Raw genomic sequence first — 23,242 nt, 5'->3', positions numbered from 1 at the left:
CGGCGGCCGGATAGTTTGATGCGGTGCGGGTGGCAATGATGACACGGGAATATCCGCCCGAGGTATACGGCGGCGCAGGCGTTCACGTAACCGAGCTCGTGTCGCAACTACGGCGACTGTGCGAGGTCGACGTGCACTGCATGGGGGCACCCCGCGAGACCGCAATCGTGTACTCCCCCGACCCGGCTCTCGCCGGAGCCAACGCCGCCTTGACCACCCTGTCGGCGGAACTGCGCATGGCCCACGGAGCGGCCGGAGCGGACATCGTCCACTCACACACCTGGTACTCGGGTCTGGCCGGCCATCTCGCCGCCGAACTGTACGACGTCCCGCATATCCTCACCGCTCACTCGCTCGAGCCCCGGCGCCCGTGGAAAGCCGAACAGCTCGGTGGCGGTTACCGGATTTCGTCGTGGTCCGAGCGAAACGCCGTGCAATACGCGGACGCCGTCATCGCAGTCAGCGACGGCATGCGACTCGATGTCCTCGACGCGTACCCGTTCGTCGACCCCGCGCGCGTCCACGTGGTGCGCAACGGGATCGACACCTCGGCATGGCACCCTGGCCCCCTCACGCCGGGCGCCGAATCGGTGCTTCCGGCCATCGGTGTCGACCCCGCAGCCCCGATCGCCGTGTTCGTCGGACGTATCACCCGGCAGAAAGGCCTCGGCCATCTGATCGCGGCAGCGCACCGCATCGCACCCGAGATCCAACTCGTGTTGTGCGCGGGCGCCCCCGACACCCCCGAACTTGCAGCGGACACCGAAAGGGCCGTCGCCGAGGTGCAGAATTCACGGGGCAATGTCATCTGGGTGCAGGAGATGCTCCCACGCGAATCGGTCCGCGAGCTGCTCGCTGCCGCGCAGGTGTTCGTGTGCCCCTCGGTCTACGAGCCGCTCGGCATCGTCAACCTCGAAGCGATGGCCTGCGAGACCGCGGTGGTGGCGTCGGATGTGGGCGGAATCCCCGAGGTCGTGAATGACGGCGTCACCGGCACACTCGTGCACTACAACTCGTACGAACCCGCGGTCTACGAACACGCACTCGCGGATGCTGTCAACGACCTCGCCACCGACCCCGTACGTGCGGCCGAATTCGGGCGGGCGGGGCGCGCACGGGCGATCGACGAGTTCTCGTGGGCGCAGATCGCGCGCGATACCCTCGCCGTCTACCAGGACGCGATCAGTCGCCGCTGACCGCATCGTCCCGCCGGACCCTGTCACCGGGCCGTCGGACCCACGTCGACACCGTCACCGACGCGGTCACCTCGAATCCGCCGGGCAGCACCTCCAGCATCTCGGCGCGCTGCTGCGTGGTGAGATGGAAGGCGGACGGCCCCATACCCACGAGAGCATCAAGTGCCTGGCGGGTCAGCTCCATCGCGAACCGAATCTCGGTGCGGTCGTGTCGCTCGAACAGGCCGGACAACGCGGCCGACAAGCGTTCGGTCTTGTGTTCGTCGACGCTGACCATCCCGGGCAGCGACACCAGTTCGCGCAGGTGCTCCGGGGTCGGAGTGGCCACCACGAGCGCCCCGCCCGGCTCGAGGACCCGGTGCACCTCGGACGCATTGCGGGGAGCGAACACCGAAAGCACGTGACCGAGCATCCCGGACCGCACCGGGATCTGTGCCCACGCGTCCGCCAGGACGGCGCCGGCCCGGGGATGGCTCCGTGCGATACGACGCACCGCCGGTTTCGACACGTCGAGACCGATGCCTCGCGCACCAGGCATCCCGTCGAGCACCGACGCAAGGTACTGGCCGGTTCCCGCACCCACCTCGAGCACACCCGAATCCGACGGGACGGACGCGCACGCAGCCGTCACCGCGTCGCGAATCGGGTCGTAGTGGCCGGCGCCGAGGAACGCGGCGCGGTCGGCGATCATCTCCGCGGTATCGCCGGTGAAGCGGGTCGCCGCGCCGGTCAGGAGCGAGACGTATCCCTGCCGCGCGATGTCGAAGCTGTGGCCTCGTTCGCACAACACCGCTGTATCGTCGAGGTCCAGCGCGGACTCACACTGCGGGCACGCGAGGAGGTCGATCACCGAATCGAGCATGGTTTCCCTTCATCCACGACGCACGCGGCAGCTTCCGCCGGTACGAAACCGGGCCCCGCGCACATACAACAGCGCGAGGCCCGGAAACGTCGAAAGAGGCGCTGATCAGCTGGTGACACTCTTGAGTTCGTCGCCGAGGGCCGCAGCCTCGTCCGGCGTGAGCTCGACGACCAAACGTCCGCCGCCCTCGAGTGGAACCCTCATGACGATTCCTCGTCCCTCTTTGGTTGCTTCGAGGGGACCGTCCCCGGTCCGGGGCTTCATGGCCGCCATCCTCTGCTCCCTCCAAATCTGCACCCGACCTCCGGGCGCGTGGGTTACCGTGTGGTTGCCTCGTCGCGGTCGACGATGCGCGCTCCACCATTGTTCCCTATCGCGGTCCTCGCTGGACAGCGGACTCCCGCGCGCGCCCACGCGAAGTAGGTCAAGCGTCCGTTCGAACCCAGCACTGCGCTATGTGGTCGTCGACCATCCCGGTGGCCTGCATGAGGGCATACGCGGTGGTGGGGCCCACAAAACGGAAACCCCTGCGCTTGAGCTCACGTGCCATCGCCGTCGATTCCGGGGTCACCGCCGGAATCCGATCGACGGAGTCGAGTCGGTGGGCGCGCCGCGCCGGCGCGAACGACCACAGCAAGGTATCGAGGTCGGAATCGTCGAGGTCGAGCACCGCTCGCGCGTTCGATACCACAGCCTCGATCTTGCGCCGGTTGCGGACGATGCTCGCATCGACCATCAGCTCAGCGATCTTATCGTCGTCGTAGCGAGCCACGACATCGACGTCGAAACCGTCGAACGCCGCACGGAACCTCTCGCGTTTCCGCAGGATCGTCAACCACGAAAGACCCGACTGGAACGCCTCCAGGGCGAGCCGCTCGAACAGTTCATCGCGACCGTGCAGCTCTCGTCCCCACTCGATGTCGTGGTAGTCGCGGTAGAGCGTCTCGCCTGGGCGGTCGATCGCCCAGGGGCACCGCACCCGTACGACCTCGGTCATGAGGTGGTCTCCCTGTCGGCGCCTTCTTGGCCTGTTCGGTCTGTGCCTTTTTCGTCTCGGTCTTCGTCTGTGTCCCGTTCCTCCGGCTCGGTCTCGGTCTCGGTGGGTTCCTCGACGACCGGATCCTCGGACACCGGCGCATCGTCGCCGAGGGTCTCGGCCGGCCCTTCGTACTCCTCGATCCTGGCCCGGAGTTCGTCGATCTCACGGGCGAGCCGATCGAGTGCCCAGTCGACCTCGCCCATCTTGTATCCGCGCAGCGTCTGCTGGAAGCGCAGATCTCGCACGTCGGTCCCCGTCACGTCGGACGCAGGTAAGACCGTCGCGGTGGTGCCGGGCGGGATGGGCGCGAGCGCCTCACCCCGCCCGAACACCACGCTCGCGACGAAGTACAGCGCGGCGCCGACGACGACGATGACAAGCACGTACAGCAGGACCGTCAGCATTCCTCGATCTTGACACGCCGCGCCGACATCAGAGTCAGCCGGTGATCGTCGCCATCGGTGGACGGTCCTCGAGGCTCACGCGGGTCTCGACGGGACTGAACGAGTCGCCGTCGACGAGGAACTGGGTCAGCGGCGCACCCGAATCCGCGATTCCACAACGACCCAGCATCGTTCCGACAATCTGCCGGCTCATCGCACCGAGCTCGGACAGGGGGCGATTCCGATGTTTGCGCACTCCCAGGTTGACCTGGGCGATCGCATCGAGACCGAGCCGGTCGTACGTATCGAGCAGAAGTCCGATCTCGACGCCGTAGCCCGGCGCGAACGGAACCGACTGCAGCAGCTCCCTGGTACCCGCGTATTCACCTCCGAGAGGCTGGAGCACACATGTCAGTTCCGGCCGCAGTGCCGCGAGCAGCGGCCGCGCGACCAGTTCGGTGACCCGGCCACCGCCGGAGGCTTCCTCCGCGCCACTGACACGCAGGGGTCTGCGGTAGAAACCTTTGACGAGGTGAATCCCGTCACCGAGCAGCAGCGGGCCGAGGAGCTTCGGCACGAACGCCGGGTCCGGGTTGATGAGATCGGAATCGACGAACGCGATCAGATCTCCGGACGTCGCCGCGATCGACCGCCACAGGACCTCGCCCTTGCCGGGGACCGGTGGCAGACCGGGCACCGCTTCCTCGCGTGAGATCGTGCGTGCACCGGCGGCACGCGCACGGGCCACGGTGTCGTCCGTGGAACCCGAATCGAGCACCACCAGTTCGTCGACGAGCCCACCCAGGAGCGGATGGATCGTGTCGACGACCTTCCCGACGGTCTCCTCCTCGTCGAGGGCCGGCAACACCACCGTGACCGTGCGCCCTGCCTTCGCACGCTCGAGTTCGTCGACCGTCCACGTGGGGCGGTCCCAACTGTTCGCTTCGCTCCACGTGCGTGTGGGGGCGCTCATGCCAGCCCCCTGACCGTGCGTGCGGGCCTGCGGGTCCCGATGATCGCCGCCGTCATGTCGACCACGCGACGGGTCGCTGCGACCTCGTGCACCCGGAACACCCTCGCGCCTGCTGCCGCGGACAATGCTGTCGCTGCCAATGTGCCCTCCAACCGCTCGGCGAGTTCGACACCCAGAGTCTCGCCTACGAAGTCCTTGTTACTGAGGGCCATGAGCACAGGCCACCCGCTTTTTACGAGAACGTCCACGTGCCGCAACAATTCGAGCCCGTGATAGGTGTTCTTTCCGAAATCGTGCGTCGGATCTATGAGGATCGAATCGGCCGCGACGCCTCGTCGCGCAGCGTCTTCGGCGGCTCCGACGACCTCGGCAGCGACCTCCGCGACGATGTCGGCGTACCGCACCCGGTGAGGGCGCGTCCGGGGGATCGCGCCACCGGTGTGGGAGCACACGATGCCCGCACCGAGCTCGGCTGCGACGTCGACGAGCTCGGGATCGGCGCCCGCCCACGTGTCGTTGATCAGGTCGGCGCCTTCGGCAACCGAGCGGCGGGCCACTTCGCTGCGCCACGTGTCGACACTAATGATCACATCCGGGTACCGCTCACGGATCGCTGCGACGAAGGGCACCACCCGCCTGATCTCCTCTGCGGTGTCGACGAGATCACCGGGGCCTGCTTTGACACCGCCGATGTCCACGAGATCGGCGCCCTCTACGACGGCCCGGTCGACGGCAGCGAGCGCAGCGTCGTCGGTGAACGTCGCACCTCGGTCGTAGAAGGAGTCCGGGGTGCGGTTGACGATCGCCATCACGAGGGCCCGGTCGGCCGCGACCGGTCGGCCGCACAGCGTCGGAGACGGTCGTCCGTCCGGCGTCGGAGACGCGGGCCCGGATGGGCGCGCGTCGGGCTGCGCGGGCAACTCGGGAACCTCTGCGGCGGAACCGGTCATGGCTCCCATCCTGACATGATCAGCGCCGGGGGATTTCACCCCGCGCGACTGCATCGACGTATCCGTCGTAGTGGCGGCGGTATCCCTCCGAACGATTCTCGAGGACGAACAGGCCGTCGGAGCCGGTGTCGGTGTAGCCCTGCTTGCGCAGATCCACCTTGCGACTCTTGAAGGTCGTCGTGTGCTCGAGCTCGTCGACGATCCGCACGAACAGCGGAACTGCGTAGTCCGGGAGCGCGCGGTGCAGCGCTGCCGAGAGTTCCGCACCGTCGAATGTCGCGTCCGGTTGCAGCGTCACCGCAGCCATGCCCGCACGACCTTCGACGCCGGGCACCTCGACCCCGTAGACGACCGCTTCGGCGATCGTGTCGTGCGACGACACTGCCCCTTCGACCTGGGTGGTCGCGACGTTCTCGCCTTTCCACCGGAAGGTGTCGCCGAGGCGATCGACGAACGCCACATGCATGAAGCCCTGTTTGCGGACGAGGTCGCCGGTGTCGAACCAGACGTCTCCGTCGTCGAACGCGTTGCGGACGAGCTTGGCCTCGGTGGCGTCGGGATCGGTGTAGCCGTCGAAGGGGGCACGGGAGGTGACCTTCGCGAGGAGCAGACCGACCTCACCGCGCCGGACGCTCTTCAGATTCCCATCCGCACCGCGTCGTGCCTTGCCCGTATCGGGGTCGTAGTCCACCACCGCGTGCGGCAGGGGGCAGATTCCCGCGGTGCGGGTCTGGTTGAGGGCGTTGATGAATGCGATGTTGCATTCGCTCGCGCCGTAGAACTCCGCGACACGGTCGATTCCGAAGCGTTCGGTGAACTCGGTCCAGATCTCCGGTCGCAGTCCGTTGCCCACCATCAGCCGGATGCCGTTGTCGCGGTCGTCGGGACGCTCGGGCTGGTTGAGCAGGTAGCGGCAGATCTCACCGATGTAGATGAACGCGGTGGCACCGTTGCGACGGGCATCCGCCCAGAATCCCGACGCAGAGAACTTGCGGCCCAACGCGAGGGTCGCACCCGAGCCGAGCACCGACGAGAGCGCGACCGTCAGTGCGTTGTTGTGATAGAGCGGCAGGCAGCAGTACAGGGTGTCGTCACGACGCAGGCGCACACCCAGCCCGCCGAGCCCGGACATCGATTTCAGCCAGCGGAAGTGCGACATCTTGCTGGCCTTGGGCAGCCCCGTCGTTCCGGACGTGAAGATGTAGTACGCGGTCTCGGATGCCTGCAGGCGTTCGGTGACTGCCGGGTTCGCGGAATCGGCCTCGGCGGCGAGTGAGTCCAGTTCGTCGACGCGCAGCACCGCCTCCGCCTGCGGCGGCCCGTCGAGCGACTCGATCGCCTCCTCGCATTTTTCGCCGATCACGAGGACTCGGCTGTCGAGCAGTCCGAGGCTGTGGGCGAGCACCTCCCCACGCTGGTGATTGTTGAGCATGCCGGCCGCGGCACCGAGCTTGACCGCTGCAAGTGTGATGAGCAGCGCCTCGGGTCGGTTCGCCATGAGGATGCCGACGACGTCACCGACCTGCACTCCCCTCGCAGTCAGCACGGCCGCGTACCGGTTGACCTGTGCATTCGCGTCGCCGTAGCTCAGTGTGTCGCCGTCGAAGCGCAGGAACGGTTGATCAGGCCGACGGTCGGCGAGCTTCTGGAACACCGACCCGATCGTTTCGCGGGCCTTCGGGGTGCGGGTCATCCCGAGCGCTCCGCGCAGCAGGCTCGGCGCATCGGGCAACATGGCCGGTAGTTGGGCAAGCAGACCGATCGGGGATACGGTCGAATCACGCTCGGTGGACACGGGGTTGGTCAACGTCGTTCCTCACGGCGGTCGGCAGGGCAGCAGGTTCGGACGAAGTCGCAGCTCCCCCGAACTTACCGAAGAGTAGATAATCGGTTCTCCGAACGGAACCCCCTCTACACTCGCGCGGCCGCGCCGCACCGATCGAGCGCGTCCTCGATATCACCGGTGACCTGCAGAGCATCGAGCGCACGCCGAGCCACGAACCCGGTGTCGACCATCGACTCGAGCCACGTGAGCAGACCGGTGTAGTGCCCGACCGGGTCGAGCAGCACCATTGGCTTGTCGTGCATACCCAAGTATCCCGCGGTCCAGGTCTCGAACAGCTCCTCGAGAGTGCCGATTCCACCGGGCAGGGCGATGAACGCGTCGGCGCGGGTCTCCATGATCTCCTTGCGCTGCCGCATCGTGTCGGTGACGATGAGCTCGTCCGCATCGACGTCGGCGACCTCGCGGTGCACAAGTGCCTTCGGGATGACTCCGACCGTGTGTGCACCTGCGGCGCGGACGGCCTCGGCGATCGCACCCATCATCGACACGTTGCCCCCGCCGGAGACCAACCGCCATCCGCGTCGTCCCAGCGCCGTGCCGACCGCGCTCGCGAACTCGAGGTACGACTTGTCCACCGGACCGGACGCACAGTAGACGCACACCGCCAGGCCGGGCTCGCTCACCACGAGGCCTCCTCACCGTAGAGCTCGTGCTCGTCCTCACCGCGGTGCGCAGCGACGATGATCTGCACCGCTTCGTCGATGCTGTCGGTCACCGAGATCAGGTCGAAGTCCTCGGCCGAGATCTTGCCCTCGCGCAGCATCGTCGCGCGGATCCAGTCGAGCAGCGCCGACCAGTACTCGGTGCCGAACAACACGATCGGGAACTGGGTGATCTTGTGGGTCTGCACCAGCGTGACAGCTTCGAACAACTCGTCGAGCGTTCCGAACCCGCCCGGCAGGCAGACGAACGCCTGCGAGTACTTCACGAACATCGTCTTACGCGCGAAGAAGTACCGGAAGTTCAGGCCCAGATCCACCCAGTCGTTGAGCGATTGCTCGAAGGGCAGCTCGATGCCCAGGCCGATCGAGAAACCGCCCGACTCGCTCGCCCCGCGGTTCGCGGCCTCCATCGCTCCGGGCCCGCCACCGGTGATCACGGCGTAACCCGCATCGACGAGTGCGGCACCGAGACGACGACCGATCGCGTAGTCCGCGTGGTCCGTCGGTGTACGCGCCGACCCGAACACCGCGACGGCGCGCGGGACCTCGGCGAGCGCACCGAACCCTTCGACGAATTCGCTCTGGATCCGCAGGACCCGCCACGGGTCGGTGTGCACCCAGTCGGCGGGCCCACGTCGGTCGAGGAGGCGCTGATCCATCATGGTGGACTCGAACGCACGGTCGCCGCGCAACTGCACGGGTCCCCGATGCACGATCTCGTCGCGATCGCGTCGACTGTCGGAGTTCGTGGGGGGTTCGTCGCCTGGCATGTCGGTCACGTTATCGGGTGAGGTACCCGCGGAGCACCGCGGTCACCTCGGTGATGTGACGCACGTCCACGTTCTCGTCCCGCTTGTGCGCGAGGTTCGGGTCGCCCGGGCCGTAATTGACTGCGGGGATCCCCAGGGCCGCGAACCGCGACACGTCGGTCCATCCGTATTTCGCGCGGAACCGGCCGTCGGCCGCCGCCACCAGCGCCGCCGCGGCAGAGTTCGACAGGCCGGGCAGAGCGCCCGGCGACATGTCGGTCAGCTCCATCTCGATGTCGAGGCCCGCGAAGACCTCCTTCACATGCGCGAGAGCCTCATCGGGGCCGCGATCCGGTGCGAATCGGAAGTTGACGTCGACCTCCGCCGCATCGGGCACGACATTGCCGGCCACTCCCCCTCCGAGCCGCACGGCGGACAGTCCTTCGCGGTACACACAGCCGTCGATGTCGACCGACCGCGCTTCGTACCGAGACAGTCGGTCGAGCACGGGCGCGAGTTTGTGGATCGCATTGTCGCCGAGCCAGGACCTTGCCGAATGTGCTCGCACACCTCCCGTGGTGATCCTCACCCGCAGCGTCCCCTGACAACCCGCTTCGATCAGCCCACCTGTGGGCTCGCCGAGGATCGCGACGTCGGCGTCGAGCCACTCGCGCAGATCGGTCTCGATTCGGCCGAGCCCGTTGAAGGAGGCTGCGATCTCCTCACAGTCGTAGAACACGAGCGTCAGATCATGGACGGGTTCGGCGACGGTCGCCGCGAGATGCAGGAACACCGCGTCGCCCGACTTCATGTCGGAGGTCCCGCACCCGTACATCAGGTCGCCCTCGCGCCGCGACGGCACGTTGTCGGCGATCGGCACCGTGTCGAGGTGACCGGCCAGCATCACGCGACTGCCGAGATCCCGATTCGTCCGGGCCAGGACGGCGTTGCCACTGCGGATCACCTCGAACCCCGACGTCTGTTCGCGCAACGCCTTCTCGACGGCGTCGGCAATGACCGATTCGTCCTGCGACACGCTGGGGATATCCACCAGGGCTGCGGTGAGGTCGATCGGATCGGCATGCAGGTCAAGGTGCGGTACGGCCATAGCCGCACAATACGGAACCATCGATTTTCACAGGTTCGGCATCGGTTTTTCACAGGGCCTACACAGGAGCGCGGGTGCCTCGCGTACGCTTCTCGACCGTGAGTGCACACGGAGCATCAGCAGTAGGCATCGCGAACATCGCGACGGACGGCACCGTCCTCGACACCTGGTTCCCGGCCCCCACGCTGGGCGAACACACCGAAACCGGGACGACGCGGCTCGAAGGCAAGGACATCCCGTCCGACCTCGCGCTGCTCGCGGGGACCGACGAGGCGCGCGACGTCAACCAGGTCGCGGTCCGCACCACCATCGCCGATCTGTCGCAGGCACCTGTCGACGCACACGACGCCTACCTGCGTCTGCACCTGCTCTCCCATCGTCTCGTCCAGCCGCACGGCGTCAACCTCGACGGCCTCTTCGGACTCCTCGCGAACGTCGTGTGGACCAACTACGGCCCCTGCGCGGTCGAGGGCTTCGAGCTCGTCCGTTCGCGCCTGCGCATCCGCGGCCCCGTCACTGTCTACGGCGTCGACAAGTTCCCGCGCATGGTCGACTATGTCGTGCCGTCCGGTGTCCGCATCGCCGACGCCGACCGCGTCCGCCTCGGTGCGCACCTTGCGTCCGGCACCACCGTGATGCACGAGGGCTTCGTCAACTTCAACGCCGGCACCCTCGGCAACTCGATGGTCGAAGGCCGGATCTCGGCGGGCGTCGTCGTCGACGACGGCTCCGACGTGGGCGGCGGTGCTTCGATCATGGGCACCCTGTCGGGTGGCGGCAAGGAAGTCATCGCCATCGGCAAGCGCTGCCTCCTCGGCGCGAACGCCGGTGTGGGCATCTCGCTCGGCGACGACTGCATCGTCGAGGCCGGCCTGTACGTCACCGCCGGAACCAAGGTCACCGGCCCCGACGGCACCGTTGTCAAGGCCAAGGAACTCAACGGCAAGTCCAATCTCATGCTGCGCCGTAACTCGGTCAGTGGTGCTGTGGAAGTGGTCCCGAACAAGGGCACCGGTGTAGAGCTGAACGCAGCCCTCCACGCAAACGACTGAGTAGGGTCCCTTGAGCACAGCCGAGTCGCCCGCAACCGAACCGCAGCACCTCGGGAGCGGGCTCAAAGTCCGACATCTGACCATGATGGGGCTCGGCTCCGCGATCGGCGCGGGTCTGTTCCTCGGCTCGGGTGTGGGTATCGCAGCGGCAGGTCCCGCCGTCCTCGTCTCGTATGCCCTCGCCGGCATCATGATCATCTTCGTGATGCGGATGCTCGGCGAAATGGGCGCGGCACTACCGGTGTCGGGGTCGTTCTCGCACTACGCCCGCATCGGAATCGGCCGCTGGGCCGGATTCACGATGGGTTGGCTGTATTGGTTCATGCTGATCATGGTCCTGGGCGTCGAGATCACCGGCGCATCGGCCATCGTGCAGTCGTGGCTTCCCGGTGTGCCCCAATGGGTTGTGGCGCTCGTGTTCGTCACTTTCTTCGCCGTGGTCAACCTTGCACGTGTCGCGAATTTCGGTGAGTTCGAATTCTGGTTCGCCGCATTGAAGGTCGCCGTCATCCTCGGTTTCCTCGTGCTGGGTGTGCTGTTGGTGTTCGGTCTGCTGCCCGGTACCGATCCGGTCGGCACGGTGCATCTGCTCGGCGACGGCGACGGTTTCGCGCCCAACGGCCTCGCAGGCATCGCCGCCGGCCTGCTCGCGGTCGCGTTCGCGTTCGGCGGCATCGAGATCGTCACGATCGCCGCTGCCGAATCAAAGGATCCGGAACGGTCGATCGCCACCGCCGTCCGCTCGGTCGTCTGGCGTATCAGCCTGTTCTACCTCGGTTCGATCGCGATCATGGTGCTCGTGTTGCCGTGGACCACCGCGAGCGGCGACGCCTCGCCGTTCGTGTCCGTCCTCGATATCGCCGGGATCCCCTACGTTTCCGGATTCATGGAACTCGTCGTCGTGATCGCGCTGCTGTCTGCGTTCAACGCCAACGTGTACGGAACCTCACGGATGGCATACTCCCTCGCGCGCGGTGGGGACGGACCGGCGTGGCTCGGCAAGCTCTCACACAACGGAGTGCCCCGCAACGCAGTACTGGTGTCGGTCTTCTTCGGCTTCGTCAGCGTGTGGCTGAACTGGCTGCTTCCCGATCAAATCCTCGGGATCCTGCTCAACGCCGTCGGCTCGGCACTGATCGCGATCTGGCTCTTCATCGTGGTCGCACACCTGCGGCTACGGCGGCAGTTCGAGCAGGACGGCACGCTGAAACTGAAGATGTGGGCGTTCCCCTACCTGAGCTGGTTCACGCTCGCCATGCTCGTCGCGTTCATCGCCTTGATGCTCTCCGATTCCGCTGCCCGCGCGCAGCTCACGGCTACTGCCGCGCTGTTCGTGGTCATCACCGTGATCGGTATCGGCTGGCGCCGGTACCACCCCGCAGTCTCCGTCGACACAGCCGACCGCCCCGCATCCTGACGGATGCCGGGCCCAGCAGAGCGCTGGACCCAGCCCCGACTGCGTGGGGCGAGAACCTACTGGGCGGCGAGGAATTCCCGATCCGCACCCAGGCCTTCGAGCCGCCGGGCGATCAGCGCGGCCTGCAACTGCCGCAGGCCCGAGGGCCGCGTGGGGTCGAAACCGGTCAGCTGAGCAACCCGCTTGAGCCGGTAGTCGACGGTATTGGCGTGCACGTGCAGTGTGCGCGCGGTCAGCTGCCGACTCAGGTCGTGCGAGATGTGCGTTTCGAGGGTCTCGACGAGTTCGGGTGAGTCGTCGAGCGGGTCGAGGACACGCGCGAGGTACTGCCGCGCCGGCCCCGGACGGGTCAGCTGGTATTCGAGAGCAAGATCGTGCATCCCGTACGTGCCGACCGGGCGTCCCAGCAATCGGACGAGGTCGAGCAGTTCGTGGGCCTGCTTCGCCGCTGCCGGAACTTCCGGCACAGACGCGTGCACCAGCGCCACCGTCACCGACACACCGGCCACCGTCTCGATCCGGCGGCGCAGGTCGTCGACCACGGGCGAGGTCGACGCCCCCGCGAGCAACACCGTCCCCCCTTCGGGCCCGAGCAGCGCCAGGTGTTTGCCGTCGCAGATGGCTTCCAGTTCGACCTCGACGCGGCGCAGGGTCCGGCGTGCGACGACTTCGGGGCGCACGTGCGGATTCCGCTCGTCGGGGTGCCGCGCCAGCGACACGGCGAGCACGGTGTATCCGTCGGCGAGTTCGAGCCCGGAACGGCGTGCGACCGACGCGGCATCCTGTCCGCTGAGCAGTGCGGCGATGAGTTCCTGTGCGGCGACGTCACGCTCGCGGCGGATGACCTCGAGTTCCGAGACGAATCCGGTCGTGGCGGTCACGGTGACGCGTTCGAGCAGCGCCATCCACAGCCGCGAGGCATCCGCGACCGACATGACGTCGCCCTCGCGGGCACGGTCACTGACGAGCTCCCAACCGAGGCGGATGCCCTCGTGGTAGATGCGCAGCATGTATTCGAGGCGGAATCCCGCCCGCGCCCACTGTGCTGCGCTGCTGCGCAGATCTGCGAGATCGGCGTCCGACGGGAGTTCGCCGGAATCGAGCAGGTGGATCGCGATGCGCAAGCACCGGACGGTGACCTCGGTGACGTCGCCCCGCAACGACTCTCCGGGACGCAGTGAGCACGGTGCGACATTGTCGGCGAAGTGCGCGACCAGCTTGCGCGCCACTGCCGGCAGGTCGCGAAGCGGAACCGACGCGGGCTTGCCGTCGACCATGAAGGCCGGGCTCGCGCCGTCGTAGCGATCCGGACGAAGCGCTTGCTCGGTTTCGCGAACCTGATCCGTCAAAGACATACCTCGAACCCCCATCGAAGTGAGTAGACCTACTTACTCTGCAGTAGACAATCCGCCCTGGAGTGTGGCACACGCAACCCCCGAGCCGACTGTGTGTCGACTTTCCGTCGGCACCGGCACTGGGCCGGAGAATGTTCCGCCAACGTCACTACTGCAACAGTTTCTTCTGTACCTTTCCCATCGCGTTGCGCGGCAACGAGTCGACCACTCGCACCTCACGCGGGCGCTTGTGGATCGAAAGCTGCTGAGCAACAAGCGTGATCAACTCTTCCTCGACCACTTCCGGACCATCGACGTGAGGAACCACGAACGCGACGATACGTTGGCCGAGATCATCGTCTTCCAGCCCCGCAACCGCAACCTCTCTTACCGACCGATGTCCGAGGAGCACGGTTTCGATCTCCCCTGCCCCCACTCGGAAGCCGCCCGTTTTGATCAGATCCGTCGACTCCCGGCCGACTATCCGGTGAAAACCCTCGGCATCGATCACCGCGACGTCACCGGTGATGAACCAGCCGTCCTCGGTCCACGATGCCGCCGTGGCCTCGGGGCGACCCAGATAGCCGTCGAACAACATCGGACCTCGCACCTGCAGCACGCCGATGCTCTCCCCGTCGTGGGGCACGTCGGCATCGTGTTCGTCGCGCAGCCGCGTCTGCACCCCGGCGACCGGTACCCCCACCCAGCCGGGTCGACGCTCACCGTCGGCACGGGTGCTCACCGTGAGCATCGTTTCGCTCATGCCGTAGCGCTCGATCGGGGCCTGCCCGGTCAGCTCACGCAGCTTCTCGAACACCGGCACCGGAAGTGGCGCACTACCCGAGACGAGCAGTCGCGCACGCCCCAGAGCGCGCGCAGACTCTTCGTCCTCGACCACCCGCGACCACACCGTCGGCACACCGAAATAAAGTGTGCCGGCGGCCTCCGCGTACGCCTGCGGTGTCGGCTTGCCCGTGTGGATCAGCCTGCTGCCCACCCGAAGTGGACCGAGCACACCGAGGATCAGCCCGTGCACGTGGAACAGCGGCAGTCCGTGCACGAGGGTGTCTCGCTCGGTCCAGTCCCAGGCCCGCACGAGCGCGTCGAGACCGGCTGCAATTGCCTGACGGCTGAGCAACACTCCCTTGGGGGCTCCCGTGGTGCCGGAGGTGTAGAGCACGAACGCGATCTTCTTCGGGCTCGGCTCCGGTACATGGTGCCAGTCGCGCGCATGCAGTCGGACCGGTAGCACCGGGAGTTCCGGCACCTGCGCACCTGCAGCCGCATCGCCTGTATCCGGTCCTGGCCCCAGCCAGGCCTGTGCACCCGAATCCTTCAGAATGTGAGCGAGTTCCGCAGGACCCGAGTCCGGCGGCACCGGTACCACCGTGACGCCCGCGAGCAGGCAGCCGACAACCGCCACGATCGTCGTCGCCGTGGGGGTGGCGAGCACCGCGACCCGCTCGGCTCGCGACACACGCGCGGCCACCGCGGTCGCCGCCCCGAGAATGTCGCTGCGCGACAAGGTATGGCCGTCGATCCGGACGGCATCGGACACATCGTCACCGCGGGCGACGGCAAGCGGGTTCAACGATCGCAGTAGTGCAGACACAGCTGTCACGATACTGTCGCGATCGCCGATCGCACGTATCGCTGTGCGCACGGTCAGGAACGGAGACGACCGTGCATCTCGGGGCCGGACGCGGTGACCTGCCGAGACGGCGGGAGCACGATTCCGAGCACTGCCCCGAGAAGCATGCCGATCAGCACCGCCACACCGTGGGCATCGTCGAGGACCACCAGCAGTACCCCGGCAACGAACGTGCCGGCCGATGCCACCAGCAGGGTGCGCCGCGCCCCCACCACCGTCCACAGGCCCGCGAGGGACGCCGCCATCACGAAGGTCGCGCCGGAGACGCCCGCCCCCACCGACGGCGCGACGAACGACGTGAACAACCCCCACAAGAGTTGTCCGACTACGAACAACGCAACCGCGCGTTGCCACCCCCAGACGCGCACCGCCGCGATCGCGACGATCGCGAGCATCACCAGGTTGCCGACCGTGCCGGCGACACCACCGTCCTGGGTCAGCGCCGACGTGAGCACCCGCCACCATTCCCCGTCGCGGGTGCGGACCGGGTAGCGGCGGAACACATCGAGCAGCGATGGCGAGATCAACCGGATCACCGACGGCACGGCGACCAGCACCCACAATGCGATCGCCGCGATCGGAGGCGGCCACCACCAGCCCTTCGCGGCACTTCGGCCCGGGCCTGCCATCAGAGCGGTCAGAGCCACCACGACGACGTAGAGCACCCACGAACGGGGGTCGTCGCCGGAGGTGCTCACGAGCGCCAATCTACCGGCGAGGTGGCCCGTTCAGTCGCGGCTCAGGAGCGAACGCACGAAAAATCGCAGGTTGGACGGGCGCTCGGCGAGGCGTCGCATGAGATAGCCGTACCACTGCGACCCATACGGTACGTAGACCCTCACCCGACGCCCGGCATCTGCCAAGCGCTGCTGCTCGTTGTCGCGAATCCCGAACAACATCTGATGTTCGAACTCTCCGCGGCCACGTCCTTCGACCGCGGCCAGCGGATCGACCGCCGTGACGAAGGCGGGATCGTGGGAGGCGACCATCGGGTAGCCGTCGCCCGCCATGAGGATCTGCAGGCACCGCAGATACGACGCATCGACCTCGGCGCGGTCCCGGTACGCCACCGACTCGGGCTCGTCGTAGGCGCCTTTGCACAGCCGCACCCTCGACCGCGGCCCCGCCAGTTCTCGACAGTCCCCCTCGGTGCGGCGCAGATACGCCTGCACGACCGCCCCGACATCGGGGAAATCGGCGCGCAGGTCGCGGACGATCGCGAGCGTGTCGTCGGTGACCGTGTGGTCTTCGGCGTCGATGCTGACCCACGCGCCCGCTTCCTGCGCGGCGGCACAGATCTCCCGAGCGTGGTCGAGCGCGATCTTGCTGCCGTCCGTCCCGAGCGACAACCCCAGCGCGGTGAGCTTGACCGACACCTCGACTGCGGGCGAACCGGTGAACGTCTCGGGCGTGAGTTCGCCGAGCGTCCCGAGATCGGCGAGCAGATCACAGTATTCGCCGACAACGATGCGCGCGTGCCCGACGTCGAGGGTGTTCTCACCGAGATGGTCGATGCTCACGCCCCGGCCCGAGCCCAACAACTGCGTGGCGACGGTCATCGCGTCCGCGCGAGTCGTTCCGGCGACGAATCTGTCGACGATCCGGCGGGTGGGCGGCGCCACCGTGACCAGGCGACGCACCGCGTTGGATTTCGCGGCCGTGAGAATGACCGGGCGCAGCGGATTCGACATCGCACCGCCCAGGGCCGCGCTGGTCACGACCCCGCCTCGCGTTCGGGTTCCATGTGCCGGTAGCGGTGGTCGGTGGGCGGGACGAACGTCTCCTTGAGCACACGCGGCGACACCCAGCGCAGCAGGTTCAGCGGTGAGCCCGCCTTGTCGTCGGTGCCCGAGAGCCGACCACCGCCGAACGGCTGCTGTCCGACGACCGCGCCGGTGGGCTTGTCGTTGACGTAGAAGTTGCCCGCTGTGAACCTCAGTGCGGAGGAGGCCTGCTCGATCGCGGCGCGATCCTCCGCGACCACAGCCCCCGTGAGTGCGTACGGGGTTGCGGTGTCGATCATCTCGAGCACGTTCTCCCACGCACCGGCCACAGTGTCGTCGTAGACGTGCACGGCGAGGATCGGACCGAAGTATTCGGTGGTGAGCGCTTCGTCGCCGGGATCGTCGACGAGCAGCACCGTGGGTCGTACGAACCAGCCGACCCACTGGTCGTATCCACCGCCGACGGCGAACTCCACGGCAGTGCGGTCCCGAGCGCGGTCGAGAGCACCGACGACCTTCTCGTATGCGCGACGATCGATCAACGCACCACCGAAATTGGACAGATCGGTGACGTCGCCGTAGGTGAGCGCATCGACCTCCGCGAGGAAGTCCTCCCGCATCCGCGACCACACCGAGCGCGGCACGAACGCGCGCGACGCCGCCGAGCATTTCTGCCCCTGGTACTCGAACGCGCCACGGATCAGCGCGGTGGTCAGGACAGCGGGGTCGGCGGAAGGATGCGCGACGACGAAATCCTTTCCGCCGGTCTCTCCCACGATCCGCGGATAGGCCCGGTACGTGTCGAGGTTGCCGCCGATCTCCTTCCACAGGTGCCGGAACGTCGCGACCGATCCGGTGAAGTGGAGACCCGCGAAGCGGGGATCGCTCAGAACCACGTCGGACACGGCTCTGCCGTCGCCGGTGAGCAGGTTTATCACCCCTGGCGGCAGCCCGGCCGCTTCGAGGACCCGCATGGTCCAGTAGGCAGCCAGGGACTGCGTGGGGGAAGGCTTCCAGACGACGGTGTTGCCCATGAGCGCAGGCGCCGTTGGCAGGTTGCCGGCGATCGCCGTGAAGTTGAACGGCGTCACGGCGTACACGAACCCTTCGAGCGGACGGTGATCCATCCGGTTCCACACACCCGACGACGACTTCGGCTGCTCCGCGAGGAGTCCGCGTGCGAAGTGCACGTTGAACCGCCAGAAGTCCACCAGCTCGCACGGCGCGTCGATCTCGGCCTGCTGCACCGACTTCGACTGGCCGAGCATCGTGGCAGCAGCGATGGTCTCCCGCCACGGGCCGGACATCAGGTCGGCGGCCCGCAGCAGGATCGCGGCACGCGCGTCGAACGACATGTCGCGCCACGCCGGTGCCGCCGCGGTGGCGGCATCGACCGCCGCTGCCGCGTCCGCCGCGGTGGCATTGCGGAGGGTGCCGAGCACCGAAACGTGGTTGTGCGGCTGCACGATGTCGATGCGATCGCCCTCCCCGTGGAGGTGCGCTCCCCCGATCACGTGGGCGACATCGATCGGTTCGGCGGAGAGTTCCGCAAGCTTGCGGAGCAGTCGGGCCCGCTCGGGGCTGTCCGGGGCGTATCCGTGTACCGGCTCGTTCGTCGGCTCAGGAACAACTGTGACGGCGTCCATGGTGCCTCCTGGGCCCAGGGTAGCGCCGGGTAAACGATCGAGCGGGAGGTTCCGATCGATCAGGCCAGTCGCTGTGCCGCCGCCTCGATCCGCTCGTCGGTGGCGGTCAACGCGATCCGCACGTGCTGTACACCGCCGGGTCCGTAGAACTCGCCCGGTGCGACGAGGATGCCTCGTTCGGCGAACCAGTCGACGGTCGTGCGGCACTCTTCGCCACGGGTTGCCCACAGGTACAGGCCGGCCTCGGAATGGTCGACGGTGAAACCGGCACCACGCACGGCCTCGAGCAGCGTCTCGCGGCGCACCCGGTACCGCTCACGCTGGATGTTCTCGTGCTCGTCGTCGTTCAGTGCCGCGGTCATCGCGGCCTGGATCGGCAACGGCACCATCATGCCGGAGTGCTTGCGCACCTCGAGAAGGTCGGCGACGAGTTCGGCGTCGCCGGTGACGAATCCCGCGCGGTAACTCGCGAGGTTCGACGTCTTCGACAGCGAATGCACCGCAAGCAGATTGGTGTGGTCGCCGTCGCTCACACTCGGATGCAGGATCGAGAGCGCCTCGCCCTCCCACGTGAGCCCGAGGTAGCACTCGTCCGATACCACGATCGCGTTCCGAGTACGGGCCCAGTCGACGACCTTGCGCAGATGATCGAGACCGAGCACCTTGCCGGTCGGGTTCGACGGCGAGTTGACGAACACCAGAGACGCGCCCTCCGGCCCGAGGCGGGTGAGTCCGTCGGCACGGATCAACCGTGCGCCCGCGAGCAGCCCGCCGACCTCGTAGGTCGGGTACGCGAGTTCAGGGATGACGACGAGATCCGCGGCGCCGACGCCCAGCAGGGTCGGCAGCCACGCGATCATCTCCTTGGTGCCGATCGCAGGCAGAACCGATGCCTCGTCTATCCCGGTGATCCCGTAGCGACGCGCGAGCGCACCCACTGCGGCCTGTCGCAGTTCGGGCGTCCCGTGTGTCGTGGGGTAGCCGGGCTCCTCCGCAACCGAGGCGAGTGCCTCCCGGATCACCGGTGCGACCGGATCGACGGGAGTTCCCACCGAGAGGTTGACGATCCCGTCCGGGTGCGCGGCAGCCTTCGCCTTCGCGTCGGTCAGTGAATCCCACGGAAAGTCCGGAAGGCTCTGTGCGACCGACCGGCGTGTACGTGTGGCCACAGCCGCCTATTCCTCGCCCATGGGAGGCAGGTTCTTGACGAACGGCGTGTCGTAATCGACCTTGCCGAGCTTCGCCGCGCCGCCGGGAGACCCGAGATCCTTGAAGAAGTCGATGTTGGTCTGCACGTACTCGGACCACTCGTCCGGCACGTCGTCCTCGTAGAAGATCGCCTCGACGGGGCACACGGGCTCGCAGGCGCCACAGTCCACGCACTCATCCGGGTGGATGTACAGCATGCGACCACCCTCGTAGATGCAGTCGACCGGGCACTCTTCGATGCATGCCTTGTCCAACACGTCCACGCACGGCTCCGCAATCGTGTACGTCACTGCTGTTCTCCCTGCCTCTCTACAATGCCCGCCGACCCGGTACGGTCCCAGCGCATCGGCGCACTAGCGCCCACAACCGAACAGTATCCACCGTCTCCGGTGGCCGACTTCCTGTTAGGGTGCCCTGACCTATCCCTCGCGTCGGAGTCGGACCTACCGGACAGTGACGCCGATCTCACGACGCGCGTACGCGGTGGTGCGCTCACGGGCAGGACGACCGATGCCCTCGGCGATCGCCACCAGCTCGGCGACGGTCTTCTCCGACCCGTGCTGCGAACCCGCCATCCTCGAGATCGTCTCCTCCATCAACGTGCCACCGAGGTCGTTTGCTCCGCCCTCGAGCATCGCCTGCGTCCCCGCAACACCGAGCTTGACCCAGCTGGTCTGGATGTTCGCGATGCGACCGTGCAGCATGATGCGGGCCAGCGCGTGCGCCGCACGGTTGTCGCGCATCGTCGGCCCCGGCCGTGACGCACCCGCCAGATACAGCGGCGACGACTGATGCACGAACGGCAGCAGCACGAACTCGGTGAACCCGCCCGTCCGGTCCTGGATCCCGCGCAGCACATTCAGGTGCCCCACCCAATGGTGCGGCTGGTCGACGTGCCCGTACATCATCGTCGAACTCGACCGCAGTCCCACCTCATGCGCGGTGGTGACGACCTCGATCCACTCCGCGGTCGGCAACTTGCCCTTCGTGAGCACCCAGCGCACCTCGTCGTCGAGGATCTCCGCGGCCGTACCCGGAATCGTGTCGAGGCCGGCTTCACGCAGCTCGGTCAACCATTCACGGATGGACGTACCACTCCGCGCGACACCGTTGACGATCTCCATGGGCGAGAACGCGTGCACGTGCATCGACGGCACCCGCGCCTTGACCGCGCGCACCAGATCCGCGTAGCCGGTCACCGGAAGCTCGGGATCGATGCCGCCCTGCATGCACACCTCGGTGGCCCCGGCGACGTGCGCTTCCCACGCCCGGTCGGCAACTTCCTGCGCCGAGAGCGTGAATGCGTCGGCGTCGCCCTTGCGCTGCGCGAACGCGCAGAACCGGCATCCCGTGTAGCAGATGTTGGTGAAGTTGATGTTCCGGTTGACGACATAGGTGACGTCGTCGCCGACCGTGTCACGACGCAGTTGATCTGCCAGCGCCACCATCGCCTCGAGGCCCGCCCCCTCGGCGTTCGCGAGAGCAGTGTATTCGGCGTCGGAGCATCCACCCGGGTCGCGCTCCGCAGACCGCAACGCCGACAGCACGTCGCTGTCGAGTCGCACCGGCGCCGCCTCGCCGAGCGCCAGCACCTGTTCGCGCACGGTGTCCCAGTCACCGAAGGCGCTACCCAGGTCGGAGCGATGATCGGTGTTGCGTCCGGTCACGTCGATCTCGGAGTTGAGGTCGACACGTCCCGACGACTCCCAGTCGATATCGGGTTCCTGCCACGGCAGCCCCGACGGGATGACCTGCTGCGCGAGGCCCGTCTCCGGATCGGAGAGTGCACGCACGTGAGCAGTGATCCTCGGGTCGATCCACGGCTGACCGGCCAGCACGTACTGCGGCTGCGCCGCGATGCGTTCGGTGAGCCTGAATCCCGCTTCGGCGCTGAGCCGGGCCAGCGTGTCGAGATTCGGCCACGGCCGCTCGGGATTGACGTGATCCGGCGTCAGCGGCGACACGCCACCCCAGTCGTCGACTCCCGCCGCGAGCAACGCGCGGCACTCATCGAGCGACACCAGGTTGGGCGGCGCCTGGATTCGCATACCCGGGCCGAGGATCAGACGTGAGACCGCGATCGCGGCCAGGAACTCGTCGAGCGCGGCGTCGTCGACATCGCGCATCGCGGTGTCGTCCTTGGCCCGGAAGTTCTGCACGATGACTTCCTGGATGTGGCCGAATGCCTTGTGCGTCTTCCGGATCGCCAGGATCGACTCGGCACGCTCGACGAAGGACTCGCCGATGCCGACGAGAATGCCCGTGGTGAACGGCACCGACAGGCGGCCCGCGTCGGTGAGCACCCGCAGCCGCACCGACGGTTCCTTGTCGGGGCTGCCATGATGGCACTGGCCCTTCTCCGTGAACAACCGCTCCGACGTCGTCTCGAGCATCATGCCCATCGACGGCGCCACCGGCTTGAGCCGCGAGATCTCGGCCCAGCTCATCACACCCGGGTTCAGGTGCGGCAGCAGCCCGGTCTCCTCGAGCACCCGGATCGACATCGCCCGCACATAGTCGAGCGTCGAGTCGTACCCGCGTTCGTCGAGCCACTGTCTCGCCTCGGGCCACCGGTCCTCGGGGCGGTCGCCGAGCGTGAACAACGCTTCCTTGCAGCCGAGCTCGGCGCCCTGTCGTGCGATCTCGAGAATCTCGTCGGGCTCGAGGTACATACCCCGGCCTTCGGCGCGAAGCTTGCCCGGGACAGTGACGAACGTGCAGTAGTGGCAACGGTCGCGGCACAACCGGGTGATCGGGACGAACACCTTCCGCGAGTAGGTGACCGTTCCCGGCCGGTCCTCTGCGAGCAGGCCGGCATCGCGGACCCGCGCCGCCGACGTACACAGGTCGTCGAGATCGGCGCCGCGCGCCTGCAGCAGCACAGTGACCTCGTCGACGTTGAGGCTCACCCCGTCGCGGGCGCGGCGCAGCGCTCGGCGCATCGCCGACGGAGTCGGCTGCGGGGCGGCACCGGGTCGCAGCGACGGCGACGGGAGCATCGCGGAGTGCTGGGTGTCGTCAGCGGAATCGGTCATGGGCCGATCATGCGCTCCCACCGTGTCGCATGCCACTTCGGGGTGCACTCGCCGGTCACTCGTGGGGATAGTCGTCGTCCACGGATACCTCGCGATTCTGCTCGGCGGCGTCGGCGGGGTCGACCTCGAGCGGCAGGTCGGATGGGAACGTGTCGCGAGGATCGTCATAGGCCGGCGTCGACTGTTCGACGCGATCCCCTTCGGAATCCTCCGTCGACAGGCTCTGGAACTCGACTGCATCGGATGTGCCGGTCATGTCGGCTTCACTCATGTCGATCCTCCTCGTCGTGACCAAAAACGCCCGGCGGTGTGGGGATACCCGGGGCCACCCGAATCGGGGGCCTTCGCAAGCCTAGCCTGGAACCCGGAACCGAGTCGGGAGTGTGAATGTGGACAGCAGCACCGG

The 23,242-nt window shown here is 67.2% G+C and carries 22 protein-coding genes; 3 read left to right on the top strand and 19 right to left on the bottom strand.

From position 1 onward, the window contains the following. Positions 1 to 23 precede the first annotated feature (23 nt). A complete protein-coding gene (glgA, locus tag EV641_RS09315) occupies positions 24 to 1,196 on the top strand; it encodes a glycogen synthase (protein WP_054716273.1) in 1,173 nt (390 codons plus the stop codon). Here the strand turns inward: glgA and EV641_RS09310 are convergent. From EV641_RS09310 to dapE, 10 genes are all read right to left on the bottom strand, one after another. Then, positions 1,183 to 2,058 carry a putative RNA methyltransferase gene (locus EV641_RS09310; RefSeq protein ID WP_054716276.1) on the bottom strand — a complete coding sequence of 292 codons (876 nt, stop codon included), beginning with the start codon at positions 2,056 to 2,058 and terminating at the stop codon, positions 1,183 to 1,185. The two genes, glgA and EV641_RS09310, sit on opposite strands and share 14 nt — an antisense overlap. Positions 2,059 to 2,163: 105 nt before the next feature. Beyond that, on the bottom strand, positions 2,164 to 2,331 hold the full coding sequence (locus EV641_RS09305; protein ID WP_011211259.1) for a DUF3117 domain-containing protein: 168 nt from the start codon (positions 2,329 to 2,331) through the stop codon (positions 2,164 to 2,166). 151 nt (positions 2,332 to 2,482) lie between these two features. Beyond that, positions 2,483 to 3,055 (bottom strand): DNA-3-methyladenine glycosylase I, encoded by a 573-nt coding sequence (locus tag EV641_RS09300; protein ID WP_132471580.1) that lies wholly within the window; start codon positions 3,053 to 3,055, stop codon positions 2,483 to 2,485. Continuing rightward, on the bottom strand, positions 3,052 to 3,501 hold the full coding sequence (locus EV641_RS09295; protein ID WP_132471579.1) for a DivIVA domain-containing protein: 450 nt from the start codon (positions 3,499 to 3,501) through the stop codon (positions 3,052 to 3,054). The genes EV641_RS09300 and EV641_RS09295 overlap by 4 nt, the downstream gene beginning before the upstream one ends. Positions 3,502 to 3,535: 34 nt before the next feature. Beyond that, positions 3,536 to 4,453, bottom strand: a complete 918-nt coding sequence (locus tag EV641_RS09290; protein ID WP_054716279.1) for a glucosyl-3-phosphoglycerate synthase — start codon at positions 4,451 to 4,453, stop codon at positions 3,536 to 3,538. Then, positions 4,450 to 5,403, bottom strand: coding sequence for a dihydropteroate synthase (gene folP / locus EV641_RS09285; protein WP_132471578.1), 954 nt, complete (start codon positions 5,401 to 5,403; stop codon positions 4,450 to 4,452). Before folP ends, EV641_RS09290 begins: the two co-directional genes overlap by 4 nt. Before the next feature lie 19 nt (positions 5,404 to 5,422). Then, positions 5,423 to 7,198, bottom strand: coding sequence for a long-chain-acyl-CoA synthetase (locus EV641_RS09280; RefSeq protein ID WP_132471657.1), 1,776 nt, complete (start codon positions 7,196 to 7,198; stop codon positions 5,423 to 5,425). 116 nt (positions 7,199 to 7,314) lie between these two features. Beyond that, complete coding sequence (locus EV641_RS09275; RefSeq protein ID WP_132471577.1) at positions 7,315 to 7,875, bottom strand: TIGR00730 family Rossman fold protein; 561 nt, start codon at positions 7,873 to 7,875, stop codon at positions 7,315 to 7,317. Beyond that, the gene (locus EV641_RS09270; RefSeq protein ID WP_054716906.1) at positions 7,869 to 8,681 is read right to left on the bottom strand and encodes a TIGR00730 family Rossman fold protein; all 813 of its coding nucleotides are present in this window, start codon (positions 8,679 to 8,681) and stop codon (positions 7,869 to 7,871) included. The genes EV641_RS09275 and EV641_RS09270 overlap by 7 nt, the downstream gene beginning before the upstream one ends. A 10-nt stretch (positions 8,682 to 8,691) precedes the next feature. Continuing rightward, positions 8,692 to 9,768 (bottom strand): succinyl-diaminopimelate desuccinylase, encoded by a 1,077-nt coding sequence (gene dapE / locus EV641_RS09265; protein WP_132471576.1) that lies wholly within the window; start codon positions 9,766 to 9,768, stop codon positions 8,692 to 8,694. Between the two features lie 98 nt (positions 9,769 to 9,866). Between dapE and dapD the strand changes: the two genes are divergently transcribed. After that, positions 9,867 to 10,820: a 2,3,4,5-tetrahydropyridine-2,6-dicarboxylate N-succinyltransferase gene (gene dapD / locus EV641_RS09260; protein ID WP_132471575.1), complete on the top strand. Its 954-nt coding sequence runs from the start codon at positions 9,867 to 9,869 to the stop codon at positions 10,818 to 10,820. Positions 10,821 to 10,905: 85 nt separating this feature from the next. Continuing rightward, positions 10,906 to 12,237 (top strand): amino acid permease, encoded by a 1,332-nt coding sequence (locus EV641_RS09255; protein WP_241997009.1) that lies wholly within the window; start codon positions 10,906 to 10,908, stop codon positions 12,235 to 12,237. A gap of 56 nt (positions 12,238 to 12,293) precedes the next feature. Here EV641_RS09255 and EV641_RS09250 read toward each other — a convergent pair whose 3' ends face one another. From EV641_RS09250 to EV641_RS09210, 9 genes are all read right to left on the bottom strand, one after another. Then, entirely contained in the window at positions 12,294 to 13,514 is a 1,221-nt protein-coding gene (locus EV641_RS09250) for a helix-turn-helix domain-containing protein (RefSeq protein ID WP_241997007.1), read from the bottom strand. 226 nt (positions 13,515 to 13,740) lie between these two features. After that, the gene (locus tag EV641_RS09245; RefSeq protein WP_132471573.1) at positions 13,741 to 15,183 is read right to left on the bottom strand and encodes an acyl-CoA synthetase; all 1,443 of its coding nucleotides are present in this window, start codon (positions 15,181 to 15,183) and stop codon (positions 13,741 to 13,743) included. A gap of 53 nt (positions 15,184 to 15,236) precedes the next feature. Then, positions 15,237 to 15,920 (bottom strand): rhomboid family intramembrane serine protease, encoded by a 684-nt coding sequence (locus EV641_RS09240; RefSeq protein ID WP_132471572.1) that lies wholly within the window; start codon positions 15,918 to 15,920, stop codon positions 15,237 to 15,239. 30 nt (positions 15,921 to 15,950) lie between these two features. Next, positions 15,951 to 16,913 (bottom strand): proline dehydrogenase family protein, encoded by a 963-nt coding sequence (locus tag EV641_RS09235; RefSeq protein ID WP_054719766.1) that lies wholly within the window; start codon positions 16,911 to 16,913, stop codon positions 15,951 to 15,953. A gap of 23 nt (positions 16,914 to 16,936) precedes the next feature. After that, the gene (pruA, locus tag EV641_RS09230) at positions 16,937 to 18,592 is read right to left on the bottom strand and encodes an L-glutamate gamma-semialdehyde dehydrogenase (protein ID WP_132471571.1); all 1,656 of its coding nucleotides are present in this window, start codon (positions 18,590 to 18,592) and stop codon (positions 16,937 to 16,939) included. A gap of 59 nt (positions 18,593 to 18,651) precedes the next feature. Continuing rightward, positions 18,652 to 19,761 (bottom strand): succinyldiaminopimelate transaminase, encoded by a 1,110-nt coding sequence (gene dapC / locus EV641_RS09225; RefSeq protein WP_132471570.1) that lies wholly within the window; start codon positions 19,759 to 19,761, stop codon positions 18,652 to 18,654. A gap of 6 nt (positions 19,762 to 19,767) precedes the next feature. Continuing rightward, a complete protein-coding gene (gene fdxA, locus EV641_RS09220) occupies positions 19,768 to 20,091 on the bottom strand; it encodes a ferredoxin (RefSeq protein ID WP_054719028.1) in 324 nt (107 codons plus the stop codon). Between the two features lie 153 nt (positions 20,092 to 20,244). After that, entirely contained in the window at positions 20,245 to 22,836 is a 2,592-nt protein-coding gene (locus EV641_RS09215) for a bifunctional FO biosynthesis protein CofGH (protein ID WP_132471569.1), read from the bottom strand. 55 nt (positions 22,837 to 22,891) lie between these two features. Continuing rightward, positions 22,892 to 23,107 carry a hypothetical protein gene (locus EV641_RS09210; protein WP_241996990.1) on the bottom strand — a complete coding sequence of 72 codons (216 nt, stop codon included), beginning with the start codon at positions 23,105 to 23,107 and terminating at the stop codon, positions 22,892 to 22,894. Positions 23,108 to 23,242: the final 135 nt, after the last annotated feature.

It is taken from the genome of Rhodococcus sp. SMB37, assembly GCF_004345605.1.
GTDB lineage: Bacteria > Actinomycetota > Actinomycetes > Mycobacteriales > Mycobacteriaceae > Rhodococcus.
The sequence above is the reverse complement of the archived record's forward strand: the minus strand, read 5'-3'. Positions and strand labels throughout refer to the sequence as shown.